Annotated in this window: 22 protein-coding genes; 14 read left to right on the forward strand and 8 right to left on the reverse strand. The window is 73.3% G+C overall.

Translation table 11 applies throughout. From position 1 onward, the window contains the following. The first annotated feature begins 49 nt into the window (after window positions 1-49). The 9 genes from POL72_RS48570 (at window position 50) to POL72_RS48610 (ending at window position 9,051) form a co-directional block, all read left to right on the forward strand. Window positions 50-1,003, forward strand: coding sequence for a 50S ribosomal protein L11 methyltransferase (locus POL72_RS48570; RefSeq protein WP_272104063.1), 954 nt, complete (start codon window positions 50-52; stop codon window positions 1,001-1,003). Further along, entirely contained in the window at window positions 1,000-1,758 is a 759-nt protein-coding gene (locus POL72_RS48575) for an RsmE family RNA methyltransferase (RefSeq protein ID WP_272104065.1), read from the forward strand. Before POL72_RS48570 ends, POL72_RS48575 begins: the two co-directional genes overlap by 4 nt. After that, entirely contained in the window at window positions 1,758-2,783 is a 1,026-nt protein-coding gene (locus POL72_RS48580; RefSeq protein WP_272104066.1) for an alpha/beta hydrolase, read from the forward strand. Before POL72_RS48575 ends, POL72_RS48580 begins: the two co-directional genes overlap by 1 nt. Before the next feature lie 102 nt (window positions 2,784-2,885). Beyond that, window positions 2,886-3,320 carry a hypothetical protein gene (locus tag POL72_RS48585; protein ID WP_272104067.1) on the forward strand — a complete coding sequence of 145 codons (435 nt, stop codon included), beginning with the start codon at window positions 2,886-2,888 and terminating at the stop codon, window positions 3,318-3,320. A 280-nt stretch (window positions 3,321-3,600) separates the two neighbouring features. Beyond that, on the forward strand, window positions 3,601-4,233 hold the full coding sequence (locus POL72_RS48590; RefSeq protein ID WP_272104069.1) for an RpnC/YadD family protein: 633 nt from the start codon (window positions 3,601-3,603) through the stop codon (window positions 4,231-4,233). Between the two features lie 713 nt (window positions 4,234-4,946). Then, on the forward strand, window positions 4,947-5,591 hold the full coding sequence (locus POL72_RS48595; RefSeq protein ID WP_272104070.1) for an RNA polymerase sigma factor: 645 nt from the start codon (window positions 4,947-4,949) through the stop codon (window positions 5,589-5,591). Further along, on the forward strand, window positions 5,584-7,041 hold the full coding sequence (locus POL72_RS48600) for a tetratricopeptide repeat protein (protein WP_272104071.1): 1,458 nt from the start codon (window positions 5,584-5,586) through the stop codon (window positions 7,039-7,041). Before POL72_RS48595 ends, POL72_RS48600 begins: the two co-directional genes overlap by 8 nt. Then, window positions 7,038-8,240 (forward strand): hypothetical protein, encoded by a 1,203-nt coding sequence (locus tag POL72_RS48605; RefSeq protein WP_272104073.1) that lies wholly within the window; start codon window positions 7,038-7,040, stop codon window positions 8,238-8,240. Before POL72_RS48600 ends, POL72_RS48605 begins: the two co-directional genes overlap by 4 nt. Window positions 8,241-8,346: 106 nt before the next feature. Beyond that, window positions 8,347-9,051, forward strand: coding sequence for a DUF4215 domain-containing protein (locus POL72_RS48610; RefSeq protein WP_272104075.1), 705 nt, complete (start codon window positions 8,347-8,349; stop codon window positions 9,049-9,051). 72 nt (window positions 9,052-9,123) lie between these two features. Here POL72_RS48610 and POL72_RS48615 read toward each other — a convergent pair whose 3' ends face one another. The 4 genes from POL72_RS48615 to POL72_RS48630 form a co-directional block, all read right to left on the reverse strand. After that, window positions 9,124-10,062: a hypothetical protein gene (locus POL72_RS48615; RefSeq protein WP_272104077.1), complete on the reverse strand. Its 939-nt coding sequence runs from the start codon at window positions 10,060-10,062 to the stop codon at window positions 9,124-9,126. A 119-nt stretch (window positions 10,063-10,181) separates the two neighbouring features. Beyond that, entirely contained in the window at window positions 10,182-10,667 is a 486-nt protein-coding gene (locus tag POL72_RS48620; RefSeq protein ID WP_272104079.1) for a hypothetical protein, read from the reverse strand. A 10-nt stretch (window positions 10,668-10,677) separates the two neighbouring features. After that, window positions 10,678-11,430, reverse strand: a complete 753-nt coding sequence (locus POL72_RS48625) for a hypothetical protein (RefSeq protein ID WP_272104081.1) — start codon at window positions 11,428-11,430, stop codon at window positions 10,678-10,680. After that, window positions 11,427-14,054 carry a TonB family protein gene (locus POL72_RS48630; RefSeq protein ID WP_272104082.1) on the reverse strand — a complete coding sequence of 876 codons (2,628 nt, stop codon included), beginning with the start codon at window positions 14,052-14,054 and terminating at the stop codon, window positions 11,427-11,429. Before POL72_RS48630 ends, POL72_RS48625 begins: the two co-directional genes overlap by 4 nt. Window positions 14,055-14,240: 186 nt before the next feature. Between POL72_RS48630 and POL72_RS48635 the strand changes: the two genes are divergently transcribed. From POL72_RS48635 to POL72_RS48655, 5 genes are all read left to right on the forward strand, one after another. After that, window positions 14,241-14,657 (forward strand): hypothetical protein, encoded by a 417-nt coding sequence (locus tag POL72_RS48635; RefSeq protein WP_272104084.1) that lies wholly within the window; start codon window positions 14,241-14,243, stop codon window positions 14,655-14,657. Between the two features lie 93 nt (window positions 14,658-14,750). Continuing rightward, a complete protein-coding gene (locus tag POL72_RS48640; protein ID WP_272104085.1) occupies window positions 14,751-15,560 on the forward strand; it encodes a ParA family protein in 810 nt (269 codons plus the stop codon). Then, a complete protein-coding gene (locus POL72_RS48645; RefSeq protein WP_272104086.1) occupies window positions 15,535-16,380 on the forward strand; it encodes a hypothetical protein in 846 nt (281 codons plus the stop codon). Before POL72_RS48640 ends, POL72_RS48645 begins: the two co-directional genes overlap by 26 nt. Then, a complete protein-coding gene (locus POL72_RS48650) occupies window positions 16,377-17,294 on the forward strand; it encodes a hypothetical protein (RefSeq protein WP_272104087.1) in 918 nt (305 codons plus the stop codon). Before POL72_RS48645 ends, POL72_RS48650 begins: the two co-directional genes overlap by 4 nt. Beyond that, window positions 17,291-18,598, forward strand: a complete 1,308-nt coding sequence (locus POL72_RS48655; protein ID WP_272104089.1) for a hypothetical protein — start codon at window positions 17,291-17,293, stop codon at window positions 18,596-18,598. The genes POL72_RS48650 and POL72_RS48655 overlap by 4 nt, the downstream gene beginning before the upstream one ends. 139 nt (window positions 18,599-18,737) lie before the next feature. Here the strand turns inward: POL72_RS48655 and POL72_RS48660 are convergent, their stop codons facing one another. The 4 genes from POL72_RS48660 to rfbB form a co-directional block, all read right to left on the reverse strand. Then, on the reverse strand, window positions 18,738-19,685 hold the full coding sequence (locus POL72_RS48660) for a Gfo/Idh/MocA family protein (RefSeq protein ID WP_272104091.1): 948 nt from the start codon (window positions 19,683-19,685) through the stop codon (window positions 18,738-18,740). Window positions 19,686-19,773: 88 nt separating this feature from the next. After that, on the reverse strand, window positions 19,774-20,181 hold the full coding sequence (locus POL72_RS48665; protein ID WP_272104092.1) for a sugar 3,4-ketoisomerase: 408 nt from the start codon (window positions 20,179-20,181) through the stop codon (window positions 19,774-19,776). A 19-nt stretch (window positions 20,182-20,200) separates the two neighbouring features. After that, entirely contained in the window at window positions 20,201-21,106 is a 906-nt protein-coding gene (gene rfbA, locus POL72_RS48670; protein ID WP_272104094.1) for a glucose-1-phosphate thymidylyltransferase RfbA, read from the reverse strand. Next, entirely contained in the window at window positions 21,103-22,179 is a 1,077-nt protein-coding gene (gene rfbB, locus POL72_RS48675) for a dTDP-glucose 4,6-dehydratase (protein ID WP_272104095.1), read from the reverse strand. Before rfbB ends, rfbA begins: the two co-directional genes overlap by 4 nt. Window positions 22,180-22,221 lie beyond the last annotated feature (42 nt).

Raw genomic sequence — 22,221 nt, forward strand, 5'->3', positions numbered from 1 at the left:
CGCGCCGCGGCCGCTCTTTAGGCCGGCGGCCCGTCACGGAGCAAGCCAGGTGGAGCCTCGATACCCGTTCGTTGCAGTCGATGTCCCGGAGCCGGAGGCCGACGAGATCGGCGCCCTGCTCTTCGAGCTGGGCGCCAGCGGCGTCGAGCAGCGCGACGAGCAGACGCTCGTCCGCGGCGCGCGCTCGGGCCAGGTGACGCTCGTCGCCAGCTTCGAGGATCACGGCGAGGCGATGGAGGCCATCGCGGCGCTCGGGGAGCTCTCGCCGCCGCTCGCCGCGCGGCTCGAGGAGGTGGTGGGCGACGCCTGGCGCGACGCGTGGAAGGAGCACTTCGCGCCGTTCGCGCTGACGCCCACGATCACAGTCGTGCCGCCGTGGGCGGAGCGCGCGCCCGAGCGCGAGGGTGAGCGGGTGCTCCTGCTCGAGCCGGGCAGGGCGTTCGGCACGGGGCTCCACGCGACGACGGCGCTCGTGGCGGAGCTCCTCGACGAGCACGCGGCGGAGCTCCGCGGCCGCGAGATCCTCGACGTGGGCACGGGCAGCGGCATCCTCGCGCTCGTCGCGCTGCTGCTCGGCGCGGAGCGGGCGGTCGCGATCGACAACGACGAGGATGTGATCGAGGTGGTCCTCGAGAACGCGGCGCGCAACGGCCTCGAGGGCCGCATCGAGGCGAGCGCCGGCGTGGTCGAGGGGGTGACGCGGCGGTTCCCGTGGGTCGTCGCGAACATCGAGGCGCGGGTGCTCCGGCCGCTGGCGCCGGAGCTCGCGCGTGTGCTCGAGCCGGGCGGCTGGCTGATCTTGTCGGGCATCCTCGAGAGCGAACGCGACGATCTGATCGCGCGGTACACGTCGTTGCCGCGCCCGCTCGAGCACGTCGCGACCCGGCCGGATCCGGCGTCGCCGAGCGGCGATCGCAGGGCCGGGCGGGGCGACGCGGGCGGCGAGGGCTGGGTGGCGCTCCTGTTCCGCGGGCCGGGCGGCGCGGCGTCCTCGCCCGGATGAGCGGGCAGGGGCTCTTGCGGGTGCCGCTCGGCGCGATCGCGGCCGGCGTGATCGCGCTGCCGCCCGAGGCGGCGAGCTACGTCGTGCGGGTGCACCGCCTCCGGGAGGGGGATCGGTTCGTCGTGTTCGATCCGGAGCTCGGCGTCGAGGCGGAGGCCACGCTCGAGTCGATCGGTCGCCGCGGGGCGGAGGCGCGCATCGACGCGCCCCGCCCGGCCGCGCTGCGGCCTGGCCGGCGCGTGACGTGGATCCAGGCGGTGGGCAAGGGCGACAAGATGGACGCGGTGGTGCGCGACGCGACCGAGCTCGGCGCGACGCGGATCATCCCGGCGATCTCGGCGCGGAGCGTGGCGCGGCCCGCCGAGGACAGGAGCCAGCGCTGGCGCCGCATCGCGGTGGAGGCGGCGCGGCAGTGCGGCCGCGGGGATGCGCCCCGGGTGGAGGCGCCGATGAGCCTCGCGGCGGCGCTCGCCGAGGCGCGGGCGGCGCCGTCGACGGAGGGCGGCGCGCTGGGGATGTGCCTGGATCCCTACGCGGAGACGCCGCTCGGCGCGCGGCTGGCCGCGCTGTCGCCGGGCATGGAGGCGGCGTTCGCGGTCGGACCGGAGGGCGGGTTCACGCCGGAGGAGCTCGGCATGTGCGCGGCGCTCGGTTTCGAGCGGGTGCGCCTCGGCGCGCTGACGTTGCGCACGGAGACGGTGTGCGCGGCGGCGCTCGGGGCGCTGATCGCGGTGAGCGACGCGCGCGCAGGGTGATGGGGCGGCTAGCGAGCGACGAGCTGGTAGCGAGCGGCGAGCTGGTAGCGAGCGGCGAGCTGGTAGCGAGCGGCGAGCTGGCCGGCCCTGGGTGTCGCGTCATGGGGTCCTGCTCCGGAGGCGCGGCGCGGTGGATCGCGGCGTTGCTCGGCGCGCTCGCGGTCGCGCTCTGCGCATGCAGCAACACGGCAGACGCTCCGAGGAGAGCGCGCGCGCCGGCGCCCGACGGGGCCGCGCTCGATGCAGCGGATGCCGGCCTCGTGCCTGCGGCTCCGACCCCGGCCGTCACCGCGGCCGCGACTGCGCCGCCCGAGCCGGCGCCGTGGCCCCGAGCGCGCCCGCCGCGCGTCGAGACGGACTGGTGCATCGACGGCGTCGACGCGCTCGACGAGGAGACATGCTACGTGCTGCCCGACGCGCCGACCCGGACGCTGCTGCTCTATCTCCACGGGATCGTCCCGCCGGGGAAGGAGAGCGAGCAGAAGACCAACGTCGAGACGGTCGTGTCCCACGCCGCCCGGCGCGCGGGCGTCGCCGCGCTGATCCCGCGCGGCAAGGTTGGCCTCGCGCCGAAGGGCTACGCGAGCTGGCGGGGCTGGCCGACGGGAGAGCGGGCGTACGAGGAGCACGCCGCCGCGCTCGTCGCGACGTTCGTGGAGAAGCGGAGAAAGCTCGAGGAGATCGCCGGCGTCTCGTTCTCGCGGGTGTACGTCGCCGGCTCGTCGTCGGGCGCGTACTTCGCCGCGGCGCTCGCGCTGCGCGGCGGGATCGACGCCGACGGGTTCGGCGCGATGTCCGGCGGTGGAGGCCACGCGACGCCCCAGCTCGCGACGCTCGCGCCGAGGCCGTTCTACATCGGCTTCGGGGCCCACGACACGGTGGGCGGCTCGGCCCGCGCCCTCGCCGGCGTGCTGCGCAGCGCGGGCTGGCCCGTGCGCGTCGCCGAGCACCCGTTCGGCCACGGCGCGAAGGAGGTGTACCTGGACGAGGCGTTCGCCTTCTGGCGCGAGCACGAGATGCGCTAGAGCCCCTCGCCGGCGCCCCGCATCCCCGCGGTTGAGACGATCCCGTCCCTCACATTCGCCCGGGTCTCGCGGTAGAACGCCAGGTACGTCAGGTAAGACAGCATGATCTACAGGTTCCCAAGCTATGTGCCCGGCATTGCGATCGCCATCGCGGTGCTCGCTGCGTCGATCGGCGCGCTCCTGCTGTGGAAGCGTCAGCCGATGATAATCGCCTTGATCGCATTTGGAGTTTCTGCGGTGGCCGGCGGCCTCTTCGCGCCGATGCTGGCGATGGATCGGGTCGTCCTCGACGACCAGAAGCTGGAGCAGACTACGGGGTTCTGGTTCGCGCCGACCGTGAAGGGATTTCGTCTCGCGGAGGTCGCATCCATCGCGATTGGCACCGCCAGGAATAGAAAGAATCGCGAATACGAGGTGTGGATTGTGAAGAGGAGGGACGGCCAGGTGGAAGAGATCGACCCTGGTGACCTCTGGGAGATGAACGGTCAGGACATCATCCGGCGCCTAAGAGAAAAAGGAATCGACGTCAGGCGATGAGGAGAGGCTTGCTTACCTCGCGCTGGGGTCGGCGACCGTCGCCGAGGCGCTGAGGTTGCGCGGCGCCTGAGGCCTCAGCCGAGCCGCGCCTCCGCGAGCGCCAGCAGCCGCGGGGCGGCCTGTTCGGGCGTCTCTCTGGCACGCGCGGCCGAACGCCGATACGTTGGGCTAGCGTACCAAGGAGGGGGAGGGTGGCTGCCACTCTCCGCCATGGCGCCGCCACCCTTGCGCTGGAGCGCTCCTCGGGTTCTCCCGTCGTTTCGCGTCGTACGTAACGGTCGTGCGCGCCAAGAAGCGCTGCGGCACGGTCGTGCTCGTGATCGCACCGGACGCCGGCGTGGCCGCCTGGGCGGCGGAGAGCATCGACCTCGGCCTGGGCCTCGGCCATGTGGAGCCGCTGGTGCTCGGTCCGGCCGTCGTCCCCGAGATCACCGACCCAGCGGACGCGGAGAAGGACGCCGAGCTGGCCGTGCTGTCGGCGGTGGCGCACGGCAATGGGCCGAACGGGTTCGCCGTGCTCCAGGCTGCGCTCGTTGCGCTGGGTCGGCTCGACCAGGAGCACGCCATGGTCTACTTTCAGGTCATCTGGAGCGGGTTGCGTGAGCCCATGCGGCGGGCTCTGGAGGCGTTGGTCATGGAGCGGCAGATCGAAGACGAGGCGAGGTTTCCGTTCGTGCGGGAGCTCATGGATCGCAGCAAGCTCGCGGGCCTACGTGAGGGCGAGCTCAAGGGCCTACGTGAGGGCGAGCTCAAGGGCAAGAGGGATACGCTGCTGCGGCTGCTTGCGCGCGCAGGGATCGCGCTGACGGTGAACGAGAGCGCGCGCATTCACGCATGCACGGACATCGCGATCCTCGACCGCTGGATCGATAACGTCCTTGGGGCGAAGACGGCCACCGACGTGCTCTCCTGACGGTTGACGGACGCGGCCCAACGAGGCGATGAATCGGACGGGCTGTGCTCGTGGATTGTCGCCGCACGTGGCCGAGCTCTTGGCTCACCCTCCTGTGCCAGATAAATGCTCGAACTGCTGCTGCCTTCGCCTTCCTTTCGATCGCCTTTCCGATGACGATCTCGTGCTGCCCAGCGCGTCGGAGGGAGACGGCTGTGACTCTGAGTCGCGGCTGATGACTGACGAATGCTGCCAAGCCCTCTGTTGAGCGGCGGAGACAGGTGTGATCCGATGTCGCTCGGATGGGCTTTGAAGTCAGTCTTCGCGGGGGCGCATCGCCGGTAGCCCTTGTTGGGTCGGTGATTGTTGCGTTAGGAGTCGAAAGACCACGGCTGCCAGCGAGCTCGAGCCGCAGCGCGCGGAGCTACGCCTTCCCCGCGACGGGCGCCTCGTGGAGAGCACCTCGGCGGTTTTGTCGCAGGTTGATGGCGGTGATGGGCGCGAGCTCGTCGATACCGGGGCCGGCGATGCGCGCGGTCGTCGAGCCTTCGACGACGCTGTCCCCGATGACGTAGATGGGAACGAGTGTGGACCGTCGAGCAGCTGACAGCTCCCGTCCCGTCGCCTCCCTGGTGGAGCGGCGCCTCCCTCTGCGCGGGGCGCGTGCGGGGGTCGCCCGCTCGTCGTTTTTATGAGCCACCGGGACCCGCTCGCGACCACCTATTCCAGCTCCCGTGGTCTTGCCCAGCGCAGCCCTCGCCCCCCGGCTCACCCTCGTCCGCGCCAGCCCCGTGGCCGATCTGGACGACGCCGGCCTCGCCCGCGCGGCAGCCGAGGGCCAGCCAGGCGCCGCCGGCGCCGTCTGGGACCGCTACGGCGCCCTGGTGCACGGCCTGCTCCGCCGCGTGCTCGGGCCCGGCGGCGACGTCGAGGACCACGCCCAGGAGACGTTCCTGCAGTTCTTCCGGGAGGTGAAGAACCTGCGGGATCCCGGGGCGCTGCGGCCGTTCCTCCTCGGCATCGCCGTGCGCGTCGCGCGGTCGGCCCTGCGGCGCCGGCGGTTCCGGCGCTGGTTCTCGCTCACCGACAGCGGCGTGCTGCCGGATGAGCCGGCCGAGGGCGTCGACGAGGGCGCGCGCGAGGCGCTCGCGCGGCTCTACGCGCTGCTCGACAGGCTGGACGACAGGGCGCGGCTCCTCTTCGTGCTGCGGCACATCGAGGGGCTGGAGCTCGCGGAGACCGCGCAGGCGAGCGGGATGTCCCTGGCCACGGCCAAGCGCCACCTGGCCAAGGTGACCGCGCGCGTCCACGCGATGGCCGAGCGGGATCCGCTCCTCGCGGCCTACGTCGAGCCGGTGGAGGAGGCGAGCGATGGCTGATCCGAAGCCCGGGGTGTCGCCGGAGGTCGCCCTGCGGCGGCTCGCGGCGCTGGCGCGCGAGGCGGGGGCGGCCTCGCCGGCGGACCGCGCGCTCGCCCGCGGCCGCGCGCGGCTGATCGACGAGGTCGAGCGCCCCGTGTTGCCGCTCGCGCCGCGGCGGCGCTGGCTCCTGCCGGCGGCGCTCGCGCCGCTGCTCGTGATCCTGGGCCTCTGGGCGCTGCGTCCGGCGGCGCGCCTGTCGTACCAGGTCGACGGTGTCGCGCCGGGAGAACGCGCCGACGGCGCGGCGCTCGCGGACACCTACGTGCGCGGGGGGACCAGCGGGGCGACGGCGCGCTTCAGCGAGGGGACGACCGTCCGCTTCGCCCCGGGGGCGCGCGGGCGCATCGCCCGCGTGACGGCGCGCGGCGCGCAGATCCACATCGAGGGCGGCGCCGCGCACTTCCGGGTCGCGCACCTGCCCGAGGCCGAGTGGGTCGCGGCGGCAGGGCCGTTCACCGTCAGGGTGACGGGTACGGAGTTCGACCTGAGCTGGGAGCGCGAGCGGCTCGAGCTGACCATGCAGAGCGGCTCGGTCGCGGTCCGCGGCCCGCTCGCGTCGGGCGGCGTGGCGCTCCAGGGCGGCCAGCGCCTGGTCGCCGACGTGGTCCGCGGCGAGCTCACGATCGCGGACCTGAGCGCCGCCGGCGCGCGTGCGCCAGAAGGAGGCGGGCTGCGCGAAGCCGACGCGCCGGCGAGGACCGACGTGCTGGAGGACGCCAGGGCGCCGGCCGAGATGGGCATGCCGGAGGACGCCGGGGCGCCGGCCGAGATGGGCGGGGCAGCCGCGGCGGGAGCGCCGGTCGCGGTGGGAGCGCCGGTCGCGGTGGGAGCGCCCGTCGCGGCGGGAGCGCCGGCCGCGGCGGGAGCGCCGGTAGCGACCGATCCGATGGCGACGCTCGCGCCAGCTTCGGCTGCGGTCCGCGCGCCCGCGGCGCCTGCGCCCGCCTCGGGGAGCTGCAGCGAGCATGTTGCCCGCGGCGACTTCGCCGGGGCGATCGCGGTGGCGGAGGCGCGGGGCGTCGACGCGACGATCGCCGCGAGCCCGCTCCCGGAGATCGCCGCGCTGGCCGATGCTGCGCGCTACACGGGGCGGAACGACCTCGCGCGGCGCTCGCTGCTCGCCGAGCGCTCGCGCTTCCCCGGCTCGCCCGAGGCGCGCTCGGCGGCGTTCCTCCTCGGTCGCATCGCGGAGGCGGGCTCGCCCGCGGCGGCCATCGACTGGTACGATCGGTACCTCGCCGAGTCGCCGGCCGGCTCGCTCGCAGCCGAGGCGCTCGGGCGGAAGATGATCGTGCTGCGCGCCTCCCAGGGCGACGGCGCGGCCCGGCCGATCGCCGAGCAGTACCTCGCGCACCACCCGCGCGGGGCGTTCGCGGCCGCCGCGGCGGCGATCCTCCGCCGCCCATGAGGCGCAGCGGGTTCGGGCTTGCCCTTGCGCTGTGCGCCGCGCTCTTCGTGTCCCGGGAGGCGAGCGCCGCGGAGGAGATCGGCGTGATCGTCGTGCGCGCGCCGCACGCAGGGAAGGTCGTCGAGGAGGCCACGGTGCGCCTCGCGGGCGAGCTGCGCGCCGTGGGCTTCTCGGTCCGCTCGCTCGAGGGCGCGCCGGGCGTCGACGGGCGCGCGCAGATCGAGGGCGCGGACGGCGTGTTCGCGGCCATCGTCATCCTCGAGACCGACCGCGGAGCCGTCGCCGACGCGTGGATCGCCGATCACGCGACGAAGGAGACGCTGGTCCGCCGCGTGGAGCTCGGCGTCCCCGGTGCCAGCAACGCGGCGAGCGATCTCGCCGTGCGGTCGGCGGAGCTGCTCCGGGCCAGCTTGCTCGAGCTGAGCGGCGAGCAGCGGCGTGAGCTGCCCGCGCGGGTGGCGCAATGGATCGCCGACGCGGCCGCGCCGGCGAGGCGCGAGGCCATCGCGCTCGACGCGGCGCTGCTGCAGCCGCGAGCGGCCGTCGCGCCCGCGGATCGAGCCACGGCGGCGAGCGGGGCGGCCGCGCCTGCGGGCGGATCCCGGGCCGCGCGCGGGTCGGCCGCGCCCGGGCGGCTCGACCCCCGGAGCGCCGCGCCCCGGGCGCCCACGGCGCCCACGTCCGACGAGCGCCGGCTGAGCGTCGAGGCGGGGCTGGCAGCGTTCGCCGGCGACGTCGGGGTCGTCCCCGGGCCTTACTTCCGCGTGGGATACGATCTGGCGGCCGGCGTCTCCCTGCGCGGGACCCTCGTGCCGGCCGTCATGGCCAGGAACCTCGACGCTCCCGGCGGGCGCGTGGCGCTGCGGCAGACCGCGGCCATGATCGGCCTGGCGTACGCCGCCGGCCCCGAGGCGTGGCGGATCCATCCGGTGATCTCGCTCGGCGCGGGCGTCTATCATGTGACGGTTGCCGGCCGGGCGAACCCTCCTTATCGCGACCGGCGTCAGGACTGGCTCACCGCCGGCGTCTCCGCAGGGGCCGGCCTCGGCGCCCGCGTCCTGCCGTACCTCGCCGCCCACGCGGCGCTCGACGTCCTCGTGCTCGCAAGACAGCCTGTCTTCACCATCGCTGGTGTGGAGGTGGGCCGCACCGGGCGCCCGGCGCTGCTTCCGAGCCTCGGCCTGCAGGTGAGCTTCTGAGTCGCCGGATTCTTCTGACTCGTTGATTTTGGTGAGCCACGGAGAGGAGCTCGCGTCCACTTACCAGAGCGAGGCAAAACTCGGCTTCGCTTCGAGAGGGAGAGTCATGCGTCATCATCTTCTTTCGCGCCGTCCGCTGCTCGCCGTCGCAGGGCTGTTCTTGATGCAGGCCGCGTGCGAGGTGCGCTTCATCGAAGGGGTCGACTCGCCAGAGGAGAGCTCGGGCACGGGGGCGTGTGTCGAATGTTGTTCCTCCTCGACGGACTGCGCGGCCGGAGGCAGCGCCGTGGGCGGGGCGAGCGCCGGCGCGGTGTGCGGAGACGGCGTTGTGGACCCGGAGTGGGAGCAATGCGACGACGGCAACACGGCGGATGGAGATGCGTGCTCGAGCGACTGTCAGCTCCGCGCAGCGGGGGGCGCGGGCGGGGCGAGCGCGGGTGCGGTGTGCGGAGACGGCGTTGTGGACCCGGAGTGGGAGCAATGCGACGACGGCAACACGGCGGATGGAGATGCGTGCTCGAGCGACTGCCAGCTACGCGCAGCGGGGGGCGAGGGGGGCGCGAGCGCCGGCGCGGTGTGCGGAGATGGCGTTGTGGACCCGGAGTGGGAGCAATGTGACGATGGCAATACGGCGGATGGAGATGCGTGCTCGAGCGACTGCCAGCTACGCGCAGCGGGGGGCGCGGGCGGGGCGAGCGCCGGCGCGGTGTGCGGAGACGGCGTGGTGGACCCGGAGTGGGAGCAATGTGACGACGGCAACACGGCTGACGGCGACGGGTGTACGAGCGCCTGTCAGCTCGGCCCGGCATAGCGCCGTGCTTGAAAAGGAGAGGCGGTAAAGCGAAGCGGGGCGCGATCGGCGCAGCCCGCCGCCTTCACCCGATCAGGGCAGCACGGCGCGCCTCGGGCACTCTCCGTCACCCTGGAAGTCGCCGAGCGTGCGCGCCTGCGCGACCACGTAGTCGTACGCCGTCTCGATCGGGCCGCCGGACGCGCCGGCGAGGTTGTACTCGTCGCCGAAGACATCGGCGGCGTTCACCTGCTTGAGCTCGTCGATCGTCGTCTCCCCGTCGCCGTCGAGATCGCTGTCCGCGATGTACTGCGCGTAGCGCTTGGTCAGCTCCACGCCCGCGGTTATGTTGTCGAAGAACCAGTGGTCGCCGTGGATGGTCGGCTTCACCGCGACCGTGCCGCTGGTCGGCACGCTGAACCCGTTGATCCCGTCCTCGGTCGCGCAATCGTCGAACGACGTCCCGGCCGAGAGGCCCCAGCTGAAGCGCACCCGAGCCGCGGGGACGCACGCGCCACCGGGCGGCGGGCACGACTCGCCGTCCGCCTTCTCGATGGATCCCTCGAAGAACAGCGAATAGCCGCCCTCGACCATGAGGTCGACGTCGGCCGCCGTGGTGGGCGGGAGCGTCTTCACCCCCGCCTTCGCGTTCGGGAGGTCGAACCCGAAGCGGTCCCAGCGCACCGCGCTCACGTCCTGGAAATTCGCGATCACGTACCTCGTCGCCGGGGCGTTCTTGAGGTCGAGCACGAACACCGATGCATCGCCGAGCGTCTCCTCGGCATCCGAGCGCGCCGCGCGCACGTTGCCGATCGTCACGAGGAACCGCTCGTACGTGACCTTCCAGCCGTCAGCGATGTTCTCCTCCCCCGTGCCCGGCTCCAGGCCCTCGGGGATGGTGTCCTCCGGCTCCACGAAGATCTGCACGGCGCCGGTCTCGGACGTCGCGCCGCTTTCATCGCCGCACCCGGCGACGAGCGCGAGCGCGCATGCCGCCACCATGAACCCTGTCACCTTCAGTCTCTGCATCATGATCAAGCTCCTGAGTCGTCTCGAAATCCCGACGAGCGCGCACGAACGCGCCCGGCGAGCGCAGGCCCGCGCTCCTCGCGCGCCCAGCGCCCGCATCACCCTCTGGCCTCGTGAGATGCTCAGGCCGCCGGCGGGGAGCTCTTCGGCGCCAGGATCAGCAAGGGAATGGGTCGGACCTCGGGCGAGGGCTGGATCGAGGCGAGGCGGACGACCTCGAGCAGCGTGGCCTCTGCAACGCAGTGCACTGGCGCGCCGAGCTGGCCGCGCAGCGCGAACGCGTCGCAGTGCTCGTCGCCCTCGTGGCGCGGCGCGAGCGCGTCGCACAGGTCGTCACCCCCGCCGGGCCGCGCTCCGGGCGCGCCGGGCTGGTCGCCGGGAGGACGGCGCTCGGCGTGAAGCGTCGCCGCGGCGGCTGCGATCGTCGCCGCGTGGACGAGCTCGCCGTGCTCGCAGCGGGCGTGCCGGACGAGCAACGCGTGCGTCAGGCTGCACAGCTGCGCCGCGAGCGCGAGCGCCACGAGCCAGCGCGCTCGCCACCGGCAGGCGGGGCTCCGGCCAGGCCGCCGCCGCGCTGCGGCCGTCGCGCGGGCCGGACGGCGGCTCACGGAGACCGCCTCATGGCGACGTCGACCAGAGGAACTGCGGCCGGTGCACCGCGATCATGTCGTAGCGCAGCCGCTGGTGCGCGGGCGACCCCGGCGCGATGGCGACCCTGGTCGCTCCTCCCTCGGCCAGGGCGTCGAAATCGACGCTCGCGAGCCACTCGTCCACGACGTCGAAGCGGACCGCGAGGCGGACCGGCGCGGCGCCGACGCTCGCGGCGACCGCGAGGCTCGGCACCGCGAGCAGCCCCTGGCGCTGCGGCACGGCGTCGACGTCGGCCTCGAAGTCGAGCGCCTCCGCGCCCCGCGTCGCGCGCCCGCGCAGGTGGACGGAGCTGACGCCGGGAGCCTCCGGCGCCGGCGTGGGCGACGACTCGGTCGAGAACCAGTGGATGCCGTAGTTGAACGACACGCTCCGGATCTCGCCCTCGAAGCCGTGGACCAGGCCGAGCGGCTGCGGCGCGGGGTCGAGCAGGTTCACGCGCGTGATCGTGGTCAGCTCGGCGATCGCGGTCTCGCACAGCGTCGACGCGCCGGAGTCCGCTGCGCAGAAGTAGGCCGGGCCGAAGGCGACCGTCGCCTCGTCGAGCGCGATCGTCCACGCGCCCGCGGCGATCTCCCCGGGGACGTCGGCCTCGGCGTGCGCCGCGTACGTGACCTCGGGCTGGCCGGTGCCGGCGCAGGCGGATGCGGACAACGCGGGCGACCCCAGGAGGACAGCGGCGAGGAGGCGGCGCGCGCCAGGGGAGAGGTTCGGGGCGTTCATAGCGAGAGCGTCACGTTCGCGAGGATCGAGCGCGGCGACCCGGCGCTGATGTGCCGGGCCGGCAGCTCCGAGGGGATCGACGGCTGCGACGCGCCCCCGGCGCCGGGCCAGGTCGACTTGAACGAGTACTCGGCGTCGGCGTACTCGGCGTCGAGCAGGTTCTGCGCCTCGACCCCGACCTCGATCCAGGGGCCGCCCTGCGCGGCGTCGCGGCCGACGCGCAGGCTCCGCCGGAGAGAGAGGGACGCGTCCACCACGAAGACCGGCGCGGCGGTCTGCGCGTACGGCAGCGGCCGCGGGGAGAGGAACGTCGCGCCGTAGCCGAGCCGACCCTCGACGGGCGCGCCGGCGATCGTGAAGACGGGCCGCTTCAGCGCGAGGTCGGCCCGCACCACGACGGGCGGCACGAACGGGAGCTGCTGTCCCTTCACGTACGGCGGCGACGGGTTCTCTGGCGTCGGCGGGGGCGGCTCGTCCAGCGTGGCGTGGACGAGCGTCGCGCTCACGCCCGCCGTGAGCGTGGGGCTCGGCGCGGCCTGCAGGTAGGCGACGAGCCCGCGGCGGGTCGTCCGGCCGATGCGCACGAGCGCGCCCTCCGCCGCGTCGAACGCGAGGTCGTAGGAGAGGCGCGTCTCGTACGCGGCCGCGGTCACGCTGAGGCCGCCGCCGGGGCGCAGCGTGGCGCCGGCCTCGTAGCTCCTCACGGTCGCGAACGGCGCGTTGTCCCCGTCCTCGAGCAGCCGCGCCTGCGGCGAGCGGTAGCCGTGCCCGTACGAGGCGGAGACGCGCAGGGCGGGCAGCGGATCGAGCTCCAGCGTCACCCGCGGGCCGGCGGCCAGGCCCGCCGCCGTGCGACGGAACCCCTCGATGTGCGTTTCCTTCTGCGCCGCCGGGATGAAGTTGCCGATGCGGTCGTCCACGTCGAAGACGAGCAGGTCGGCGCGCAGGCCGCCGCGGAGGCGCGCGTAATGCGACAGCTCGAGCAGCGCGTCGGCGTGGGCGCCGATCCCGGTCAGCTGGATCGACGCGTCGACGCGCTGATCCCACGTCTCGTTCTGCGGCGGCTGGAGCAGGTTCTGCGCCTGGTCGATGCCGTCGGTCTGCACCTCGGCGCCGACGGCGACCTGGCCGGAGAGCCAGGACGCGAGCGGGATCCGCGGCGTGCGGTAAGCGATGCCGCCGCCGAGCGCCGCGTCCTGGTTCGCCTGCTCGATGAGGTCGCCCCTGCCGACCCACTCGGGCCGCCGGCGCGAGCGCTGCGTGTAGCCGGTGAAGTTCATCCGGCTCCGGTACCCGGTCGTCGCCGCCCAGAGCCAGGCGCTCTTCTGAGAGCCGTCGTCGTCGGACCGCTCGACGCTCAGCGCGAGCTGAAGCCGCGTCGACGCGGCCGACTGCGCGCGGGCCGCGAGATCCGGGTAGGCGTCGTGGAAGCCGACGCGCCCCGCCTCGATGTCGTCGCGCCGGAGCACGCCCGCGAGGTTCGCGCGGCCGCCGTGGGCCGCGACGTGCAGCAGCGCCGAGTACTCGTCCGGCAGCGGCACGCGGTACTGGCCGACGGCGCCCCCGGAGATCGCCCCGCGCGTCCCGTCGCCGAAGCCGTCGGTCGTGCGCACCACGGCGGCCCCGAACGTGTCCTCCGACTGGCCCTCCGGCGCCCAGAGCGCGAGCAGCCGCCGCGTGCCGAACGAGCCGAGCGTGCCCTTGAGCAGCAGCCCGCGCTCCTCGACGCCGAGGTCGAAGTACGCGCTGCCCGCGACCGCGAAGTCGCCTTGCTGCGGGTCGTAGACGCCCTCGACGACGCGGAGCGACCGCACCACCTCCGGGATGATCACGCTGAGATCCGCGTAGCCCTGGCCATGGAGGTGCGAGCGCTGGTTCAGCGGGATCTGCCCGACGCGGAGCTCGACGTCCTGGCCGTGCTCCGCGTCGAACCCGCGGAGGAAGATGCGCTGCGCGACCGCCTCGCCCTCGGGGTGCGCGACGTGGACGCCGGGCGCCGTGCGGAGCAGATCCGCGGCGGTCGCGTGCGGCGCGGCGGAGAGCGCCGCGCGGCCGATCCGGAAGTCGCTCGCGGCGCGGCGCGGCGGGTTCGGGCGGCCCTGCACGTGGATCTCGATCGGCTTGCCGGGCTCGGCGACGGCGTGCGGGCCCGCGACGCCCCCGGCGAACTCCACCGGCTTCGGCGCCGCCGGCCGGGGCGGCGGGGGCGCCGCCGGGCGATCCGCCGCCTTCGGCGCCTCGGTCTGCGTCGGCGCGGGTTGTTGCTCGTGGGGGCCCGGCGCGAAGTGGAACGGCACCCGGATCCGCGCCCGCAGCGGCGTGCCGCCGCGCATGGCCGGCGAGAAATGCCACCTCCGCACGGCCTTCATGGCCGCGTCATCGAACGCCGCGCCCCCGGACTCGGCCACGACCGCGTCGCTGACCGTGCCGTCCTTCTCGACCGTGACGAACAGCGTGACCGTCGTGTCGACGCCCTCCGCGAGCCGCTCGGGCGGGTACTCCGGGTCCACGTGCTCGAGGATCTGCGGCGCCACGGGCGCCTCGGCGCGCGGCTCAGGCTGCCCGAGCGCCGCAGGCGCGGCGAGGGCAATCGCGGAGAGGCAACAGAGGGACGACCAGCGCATGGGCAACCGAGCTCAACGCGACTACCACGCCGTACAGCGGCCGCAAGCGCCGCTTTGCCGGGCTCCGCGCGCGCAGACGACGGTGACGGAAGCGCGCGACGTCCACGCGCGCGGCTTTTCGGCGACACGCCGCGCCGGTGCAGCGGCGGTCTCGCCGCGGGGCGCGGGGCCGTGTATCGTCTCGTCATGCCGAATGAGACGCTCGTCCAGGCGGTCAAGACCATCGTCGCCCTCGCGCGCGGTGGCGACCTCGACGCGGCCTACCGGGGGTACCGCGATCTCTTCCAGAAGCCGGAGTTCCTCAAGCAGCGCCCCGAGGATCAGCGCCAGGTGCTGCGGCTCATGATCCTCGCCAAGGGCGTCCCGTCGACGCCGACCGAGGCGATGATCGACGCCCACCGCGCCGCGGTCCCCGCGCTGACCGAGCTCGTGTCGATCCACGGCGATCCCGGCGATCACGAGCTCCTCGGGCTCTGCCACGTCGTGCTCGGCAACGTCGAGAGCGCCGACAAGATCTTCCGCGCCGGCCTCAAGATCGAGCGCGAGCGCAACCCCCAGAGCGATCTGTGCGGCACGCTGATGAAGCGGATCTCGCTGCTCTAGTTCGCGCTCGTCAGGGACGGGACTAGTTCTCAGCCGCACCCGTCCTGTTAGGATGGCCCCCGGGCGCCATGACAGCGCGCCGGCAGGGAGTCCATGCACGTCATCGCGGTCGCGAGCCAGAAGGGCGGCGTCGGAAAGACCACGATTTCCCTCAACCTCGGGCTTGCCCTCGGGCGCGCAGGCAACCGCGCGTTGATCCTGGAGCTCGACGCGCAGGGGAGCCTCGGGCTGTCGCTCGGCCTCGCCGACCGCGCGCGGCCGGGCGTCGCGGAGCTGCTCACGGGCGCCGAGCGGCTCGAGTCCGTGCTGCTCCGGACGCGCGAGCCGCAGCTCCAGGTGCTCACCGTCGGCCGGGTCGATCCCACGACCGTCGCGGGCTTCGAGGACGCGCTCGCCCGCGGGCCGGTGCTCCCGAGCGTTCTCGCGCGGCTCTCGCCCGACTTCGACATCGTGGTCGTCGATTGCCCCGCGGGGCTCGGCAAGGTCACGACGCGGGCGCTCGAGGTGGCGACGCACGCGCTCCTGCCGCTCCAGGCCGAGCCGCTCGCGCTCCGCTCGATCGGCCAGCTGCTCGCGGTGATCGATCGCGTCCGCGCCGAGAAGAACCCGCACCTGTCGCTGCTCGGCATGGTGCTGTCGATGTTCGACCGGCAGGCGTCCGCGTCGCTCGACGTGGCCGAGACGCTCTGGACGAAGTTCCCCGACGGGATCATCCTCGATACGGTCATCCCGCGCGACGAGGCGTTCCTCGAGGCGTCTCTCCGCGGGGCGCCGCTCCTGCTCATGCAGAAGCGCCCTCCGCCGCTCGCGCGTGTCTTCGATCAGCTCGCGAACGACGTGCTGGTTCGCCTGGACCCCACCTCGCCGGACGACGACGATGGCCCGATCTCGCTCCTCCTTTGATGTCGACGGCGCCGTCGTCACCGCGGCGGCGCTGGTCAAGCGGTCGAAGTCGCGGAGGCCGCGGGCCGCGTCGGTCGCGCCCGCAGTCGAGCCGCTCGTGTCGTTCGAGTCGCGGCCGCCGCCCTCGCGGGTGGAGCCCGAGCCGATGTCCTCGTCGCCGCTCTCGCCGTCGTTCGAGGAGCTCGCGCCCTCGAGCGACCTCCTGCCCATGTCGAGCCCCCTGTCGAGCCCCGGCGTGGGCGGCGAGCTCGGGCTCCGGGGCGCGCTGCCCTCGTCCGCCGACGACGTCGACTCGCGCCGCGGCGCGCCGCTCGACCTGCGGCCTCTGGGCTCGCCGCCCTCGTTCGCGGCGGCGCGCGAGCCCCTCGAGGAGCGGCTCGACGGCGCCATCGAGGCGCTCTCGGCGGGCCGCGCGCCGCGCTTCCCGGACCTCGCCGCGGCAGGCGGGCCGGTCGCGCGCTGCGAGCGGGTGATCGAGTGGATCGCCGAGGCGACGGGCGCCACGGACGTGTTCCTCGCGGACGCAGCCGGGCTCCCGTTCGCCGGCGCGATCCGCGACACGGAGGCGAGGCTCGCCGCCTCGGGCCTCATCGCGTCGGCGATCGGCTCGCTCGTCGCGGCGCTGCCTGGCGCCCCGTCGCAGCGCTTCGAGCTCTGCGTCGGCGACGGGCCGTTCTTCCAGCTCATCGGCTTCCAGGTGCGCTCCGCCGCGTACATCGTCGGCCTGATGCGTCCGGGCCCGCTCACGCCGCGCGAGGCGCACGCCGTCCGGATCGCGTGCCGGCACGCGCTCGACGCCGCGGTCGGGGTCGTCGGGTGAGCGCGGAGCACGGCGAGCCCTCGTTCGGTCGTGGCGTCGCGGCCGTCGCGGGCGCGCTGGACGACGACGACCCGCTCGCGCCGATCGCGCTCGACGGCCTCGGCTACGGCGTCGGCGGCCTCGACGCCATCGTCGTGTTCCACCTCGGCGACGCGCGCGTCCACGCCGTGTTCGTCCGCGAGGGCGCGGCCCTCTCTCCGAGCGACGTGGCCGCGGGGCTGCGCGACGCGTACCTCGGGAGCCAGCTCGCCGCGCAGCGGCTCGTCCCGGAGCGGGAGGGCTCGATCCGGCCCGCCCGGAGCCGCGGCGCGCGATCGTCGAGCAAGCCGCCGCGCTCGCAGGGCCGCGCGGAGGAGCTCCCGGACCCGGTGGTCACGCTGGAGCTGAGCGGCCGGACCGTCCTCCTGCGCCGCGTCCGCGCGTGCGTCGTCGCGAGCCTGTTCGACGCCACGATGCCGCTCGGCATGGCGCGGCTCGTGGCGCAGCGGCTCGCCGCGACGCTCGCGCCCGAGCTGCCGCTCGAGGAGCCGCCCGAGGAGATGCTGAGCGACCCGTCGGGGCTCTTCGAGGAGCCGCTCAGCGCGGACACGGTCGACGATCTCGTGCGGGGCGTCGCGCGGTCGGCGCCGCCGAGGGGCTCGTCCAGCATCCCGGCGCGCCGGACCGGCGGGACGCCGCCGCCCGTCGATCCGCCGTCGGCCGAGGTCGCGCGGATCCAGCGGCTGCTCGCGCTGCTCGAGGCGCGCGCGCCGGAGCCTCACGTGGCGCGGCTCCGGCTCGCCCTGCGCGCCGGGCTGACGCCGCTCGCGCTCGAGCACCCCGACGGGCTCGGCGCGGAGGCGATGGTGCTCGTCGAGACGGCGGTCGCGGACATCCTCGGCCTGGAGCGCGCCGCGCTCCGGAGGCTCCTGTGACGGCGCTCCGGCACGGCCTGCGGGGCCGCATCGAGGGCCCGCTCGGCGATCTGGTCGGCCCGATCCTCCCGCACGGCCTGCTCCACGTGGCCGATCAGCTGGTGGTCGCGCACTCGCACCACTTCGCGCTCTTCCTGGAGCAGACGATCTTCGACGCGCTCGGCGGGGAGAGCCGCGGCGTGCGCCGGCAGGCGGCGTTCGAGGCGGCGCACGCGCTGCTCGAGCCGCTGTACGAGGACCGCCACGGGGCATCGCCGCGGGAGAAGCTCGAGCTCGCGGGCGAGCTGTTCGCCGCGATGGGGCAGGGGCGGCTACGGTTCGAGGTGAGCGCGGAGGGCGGCGTGGTGCACGCGGACTCGCTCTTCCACGGGACGAGCTTCCTCGCGAAGTACGGCGGTCGCGTCCAGAACCGGCTGGCGGTGGACGCGTTCGCCTCGGGCTACTGCGCGGCCGCGGCGAGCCTCGCGTTCCCGTCCGACTGGGGGCGGCTCGACGCCGACGAGGTGACGTGCGTCGCGCGGGGCGACGCGGCCTGCACCTTCCTGCTGACGCGGCGGTCGGAGCGGCCGCGCTTCGGCGAGGCGCTGACGCGCAAGCAGATCGAGTCGGCGCGCGTGCGCTGGGAGCCCGACGGCGGGCCGCTCTCGCGGGCGCAGCGCGTCGAGGGCGCGATGCTCGAGGAGCTCGGGGCGCTGCGGTCCGACGAGCGCGGTCTCATCTCGGCGTACGGGGTGAACCTGGCGCTCGTGCCGGTGGGCTACATCGATCAGAAGACGTTCGACACGGTGCACCTCATCGAGCGGCGGTCTCCCGAGCTCGTCCCGGTGTTCGAGGCGCTCGTGCGGGAGGCGGCGCAGACGGGCGCGTTCCACCTGCTCGGGGGGATGCTCTCGTCCTCGTCGTTCGAGGCGGCGTGCGGTCCGGTGGGCAGGGATCAGCACGAGCGCCTCGAGCAGCTGCTCGGGCTCGCCCGCGCGCTCGGCTGGGGGGCGCTCTCCGCGCCGGAGTTCCAGCCGGGCCGGGCGCTCGTGCTGCGGGCGCCGATCACGCACGAGAGCGCGTATTACGCCATGAAGCACGGGTCCACGGCGCGGGGGCGGCTCCTGTTTCAACAGGGAACGGCGCTCGCGATCATGCAGCTCCTGCACCGCGTCGATTTCGGGACGGCGCGGCCGATCGACGCCGAGACGTATGGCGGGCTGTTCAAGATGGGGACGCGGTTCCGCGCGCAAGAGACGAAGTCGCCGCTCAGGGGGGATGGCGCGTGCGAGGTGCGGGTGGAGGCGGTCGAGGACAGGTGGTGATGACGTTCGCCGAGTACGGCGCGCGCAGCGAGTCCTCCGTTGTCCTCTGGTCCAGCCCTCGAGGAGCACCTCTGGCGGAGCACGGTAAGAGTTAGAGCGCGCTCGAAGTCGAGGGGGCGCGGTCGGTGAGGCCGCGCGCTCAGAGCGCCGCGCGGCGCAGCTCATCGAGGAGGATCGCGTCGGCCAGCAGATCCCTGGCGAACTCTTCGTGCTCGCCGCGCGCGATGGCCTCGAAGACGCTGCGGAAGAACTCCGCGAAGCTGTCCGCCGTGGAGACATCGACCGTCCGCCGATGGTTGCGCTCGCTCACGCCGAGCTGGATGGGTTGATCGGCGGGGGGCGAGAACGCACGGTCGATGGTCACGACCACGTCTGGGCCGAGGACCTCCAGGCGGTTCTGGTATCCGGTGGTCATCCCGTAATGGCCGACCATGGAGCGGCCGCCCGGAAAGGTCATGAGCACGCTGAAAGACGACTCGACCTCGCCGGCGCGCTCGACGACGCGGCAAGCGATCGACTCCGGCGCCGCGGAGGCGAAGAAGAGCCGCCCGAGGGTGACCGCGTACGGCCCGAGATCGAGCAGCGATCCGCCGCCGAGCGCGGCGCGGTAACGGTAGTTGTCCGCCGGCAGAGGAGGAAAGCTGAACGTCGCCGTGAGCCGCGTGGGCGAGCGGCCGGTGTCGCCGAAGATCCGGCGGACCTCGCGGTAGAGCGGGTGATACCCGTAGACCGTGGCCTCCGCGAGGCACCGCCCCTGCTTGCGGGCGAGCCGCACGAGGCGGCGAGAGGCCTCGGCCGACAGGCAAGCCGGCTTGTCGACGACGACGTGAAAGCCCCTCTGGAGGGCGCGCTCGGCGAGCTCCTCGTGGGTGGAGTTGATCGTCGACACGTACACGAGCGCGGCGTCGCTGCGCGCAAGCGCCGCGCGGTAGTCGTCGTAGCAGCGGCCCGCCGCGCCGGGCGGCAAGGCGACGTCGGCGCTCCGGGAGACCGACGCGACATCGATGTCGCGCACGCCGAGGCGCGCGAGAGCCGGCAGCACGCGTCTCCGCGCAAGGCTGGAGTTGCCGAGGAGCAGGACCTTCATTCGACGCTCTCCTCGCCGGTGCGCCGCCCGAGCCGGCCGCGGCGCAGGGCGCCGCGAGCGCCGCCCTGCGGCCGCGTCGCGCGCGCCGTCACGCTCCCCTCACCTCCTGCACGTACTCCTCCCAGGACCGGATCGAGCGGGACTTGTCGTAATGGGTATTCGCCAGAACGAGGACGACGGTGCCGGGCGCGAAGTCGAGCAACCGGATGAAGAGCATGGGCACGATGTGGACCCCTCGCGTGGGGGAGTCGAGCGCGAACCGCCGGCTCTCTACCCCGTCCGAGAGCTCGAGGACGAAGCGCCCCGCGAGCGGGACGATGACCTGCTGCGTGTCGCGGTGGGCGTGCCCTCCCCGGTCCTGGCGGACGTCGTACAGGTAATAGGCCCGCTTGATCTCGAACGGGATGTCCTTCATCCCTTCGATGAACGTCAGCGCTCCGCGCTCATCCACCACGGAGCGGAAATCGATCCAGCGTACGATATCGAGCCGACTCATCTCCAACCTTCCCGCTGTTTCACGCAGGCTCAACCGGTGCGGTGCCCCAGCGGCGCACGGGGTGTTCTCTCAAGAGATTGCGCAGATAATCCGAATACTCGCCTGGCAGCTCGTCCGCGAGCGCGGCCAGCGCCTCCCGGCCGATGAAGCCCATGCGGTAGGCGACCTCCTCGGGGCAGGCGATCATCAGCCCCTGGCGCAGCTCGACCGTCTGCACGAAATTGGACGCCTGGAGCAGCGACTCGTGCGTGCCCGCGTCGAGCCAGGCGGTGCCCCGCCCGAGCATCTCGACCCTGAGCTCCCGGCGCGCGAGGTACACGCAGTTGAGATCAGTGATCTCGTACTCGCCGCGGGCCGAAGGCTTGAGCGACGCCGCGATGTCGCACACCTTGCCGTCGTAAAAGTACATCCCCGGCACGGCGAAGTGGCTGCGCGGCTCGCGCGGCTTCTCCTCCAGGCTGATCACGCGCCCTGATGCGTCGAGCTCGACGATCCCGTGCCGGTGCGGATCGCTCACGGGGTACGCGAAGGCGACCGCGCCCACGTCGAGCCGCGCCGCGCGGCGGAGCGTCTCCGGGAACCCAGTGCCATAGAAGATATTGTCCCCGAGCACGAGCGCGACGGGCTGGCCGCCCACGAAGCCGCGGCCGATGCGGAATGCGTCGGCGAGCCCGCGCGGCTGGTCCTGCTCGGCATAGGCGAGCGTGAGGCCCCACTGCCGGCCATCGCCGAGGAGCCGCTGGTAGAGCGGCAGGTCCTCCGGCGTGCTGATCACGAGGATCTCCCGGATGCCCGCGAGCATCAGTATCGAGAGGGGGTAATAGACCATCGGCTTGTTGTAGACCGGCAGGAGCTGCTTGCTCACGGCCCGGGTCACCGGGTGGAGGCGCGTGCCGCGGCCCCCGGCGAGAATGATTCCCTTCACTGGTCCACTCCTCGCTTCGTGTAGTTCCGCTCGATCCAGCCGTGGTAATCGTCGCGCCGCCCGATCGCGGACAGCCACTCCGGGTTGGCGAGGTACCACTCAATGGTCTCGCGCAGCCCCTCTTCCAGGGAGAAGCGCGGCTGCCAGCCGAGCTCGCGCTCGATCTTCCGGAAGTCGACCGCGTACCGCCGATCGTGCCCGGGCCGGTCCGGGACGAACCGGAGGAGCCTGCTGTACGGCCGATAAGGCGATTCGGGGAAGCGGGTGTCGAGGTACGCGCAGATCTGATGGACGATCTCGAGGTTGGTCGGCTGATTGCCGCCGCCGATGTTGTAGCTCTGTCCGGCGCGGCCGCGCTCGAGGACGCGCAGGATGGCCTCGCAGCCGTCGATGACGTAGAGCCAGTCGCGCACCTGGGCGCCGTCGCCGTAGACGGGCAGCGGCTTGCCCGTCAGCGCGTTCAGGATCATCAGCGGAATGAGCTTCTCGGGGAACTGCCGCGGGCCGTAGTTGTTGGAGCAGTTCGTGATGGTCGCCGGCAGGCCGTAGGTGTGGACGTAGGCGTTGACCAGGTGATCGCTGGCGGCCTTCGACGCGGCGTAGGGCGAGTTCGGCGAGTAGGGTGTACCCTCGTGGAACGCGGCGTCGGTCGGCCCGAGGGAGCCGAACACCTCGTCGGTGGAGATGTGGTGAAAGCGCTTGCCTTCCGCGGCGCCGCGGCCGAGCCACGCGGTGCGCGCGGCCTCCAGGAGGCGCAACGTGCCGACGACGTTCGTCTCGATGAACGCCTCCGGGCCGGCGATCGATCGGTCCACGTGGGACTCCGCAGCAAAATGAACGATGGTGTCGATCCGCCGCTCGGACAGGAGGCGCTCGACGAGCTCCCTGTCGCGTATATCGCCGTGCACGAAGGCGTGCCGCTGCTCCGGCAGCCCGGTCAGGCTCTCGCGGCGCCCCGCATAGGTCAAGGCGTCGAGGGTGACCACCTGCACCCCGGGCCTCTCCGCCAGCACATACCGGATGAAGTTCGAGCCGATGAAGCCCGCGCCCCCCGTGACAAGGATGTTCTTCATGTCTGCACCTGGCGCGCGAGCGCCTTCCACGACACCTGAAAG

The sequence above is a fragment of the Sorangium aterium genome (genome assembly GCF_028368935.1).
Taxonomy (GTDB): domain Bacteria; phylum Myxococcota_A; class Polyangia; order Polyangiales; family Polyangiaceae; genus Sorangium; species Sorangium atrum.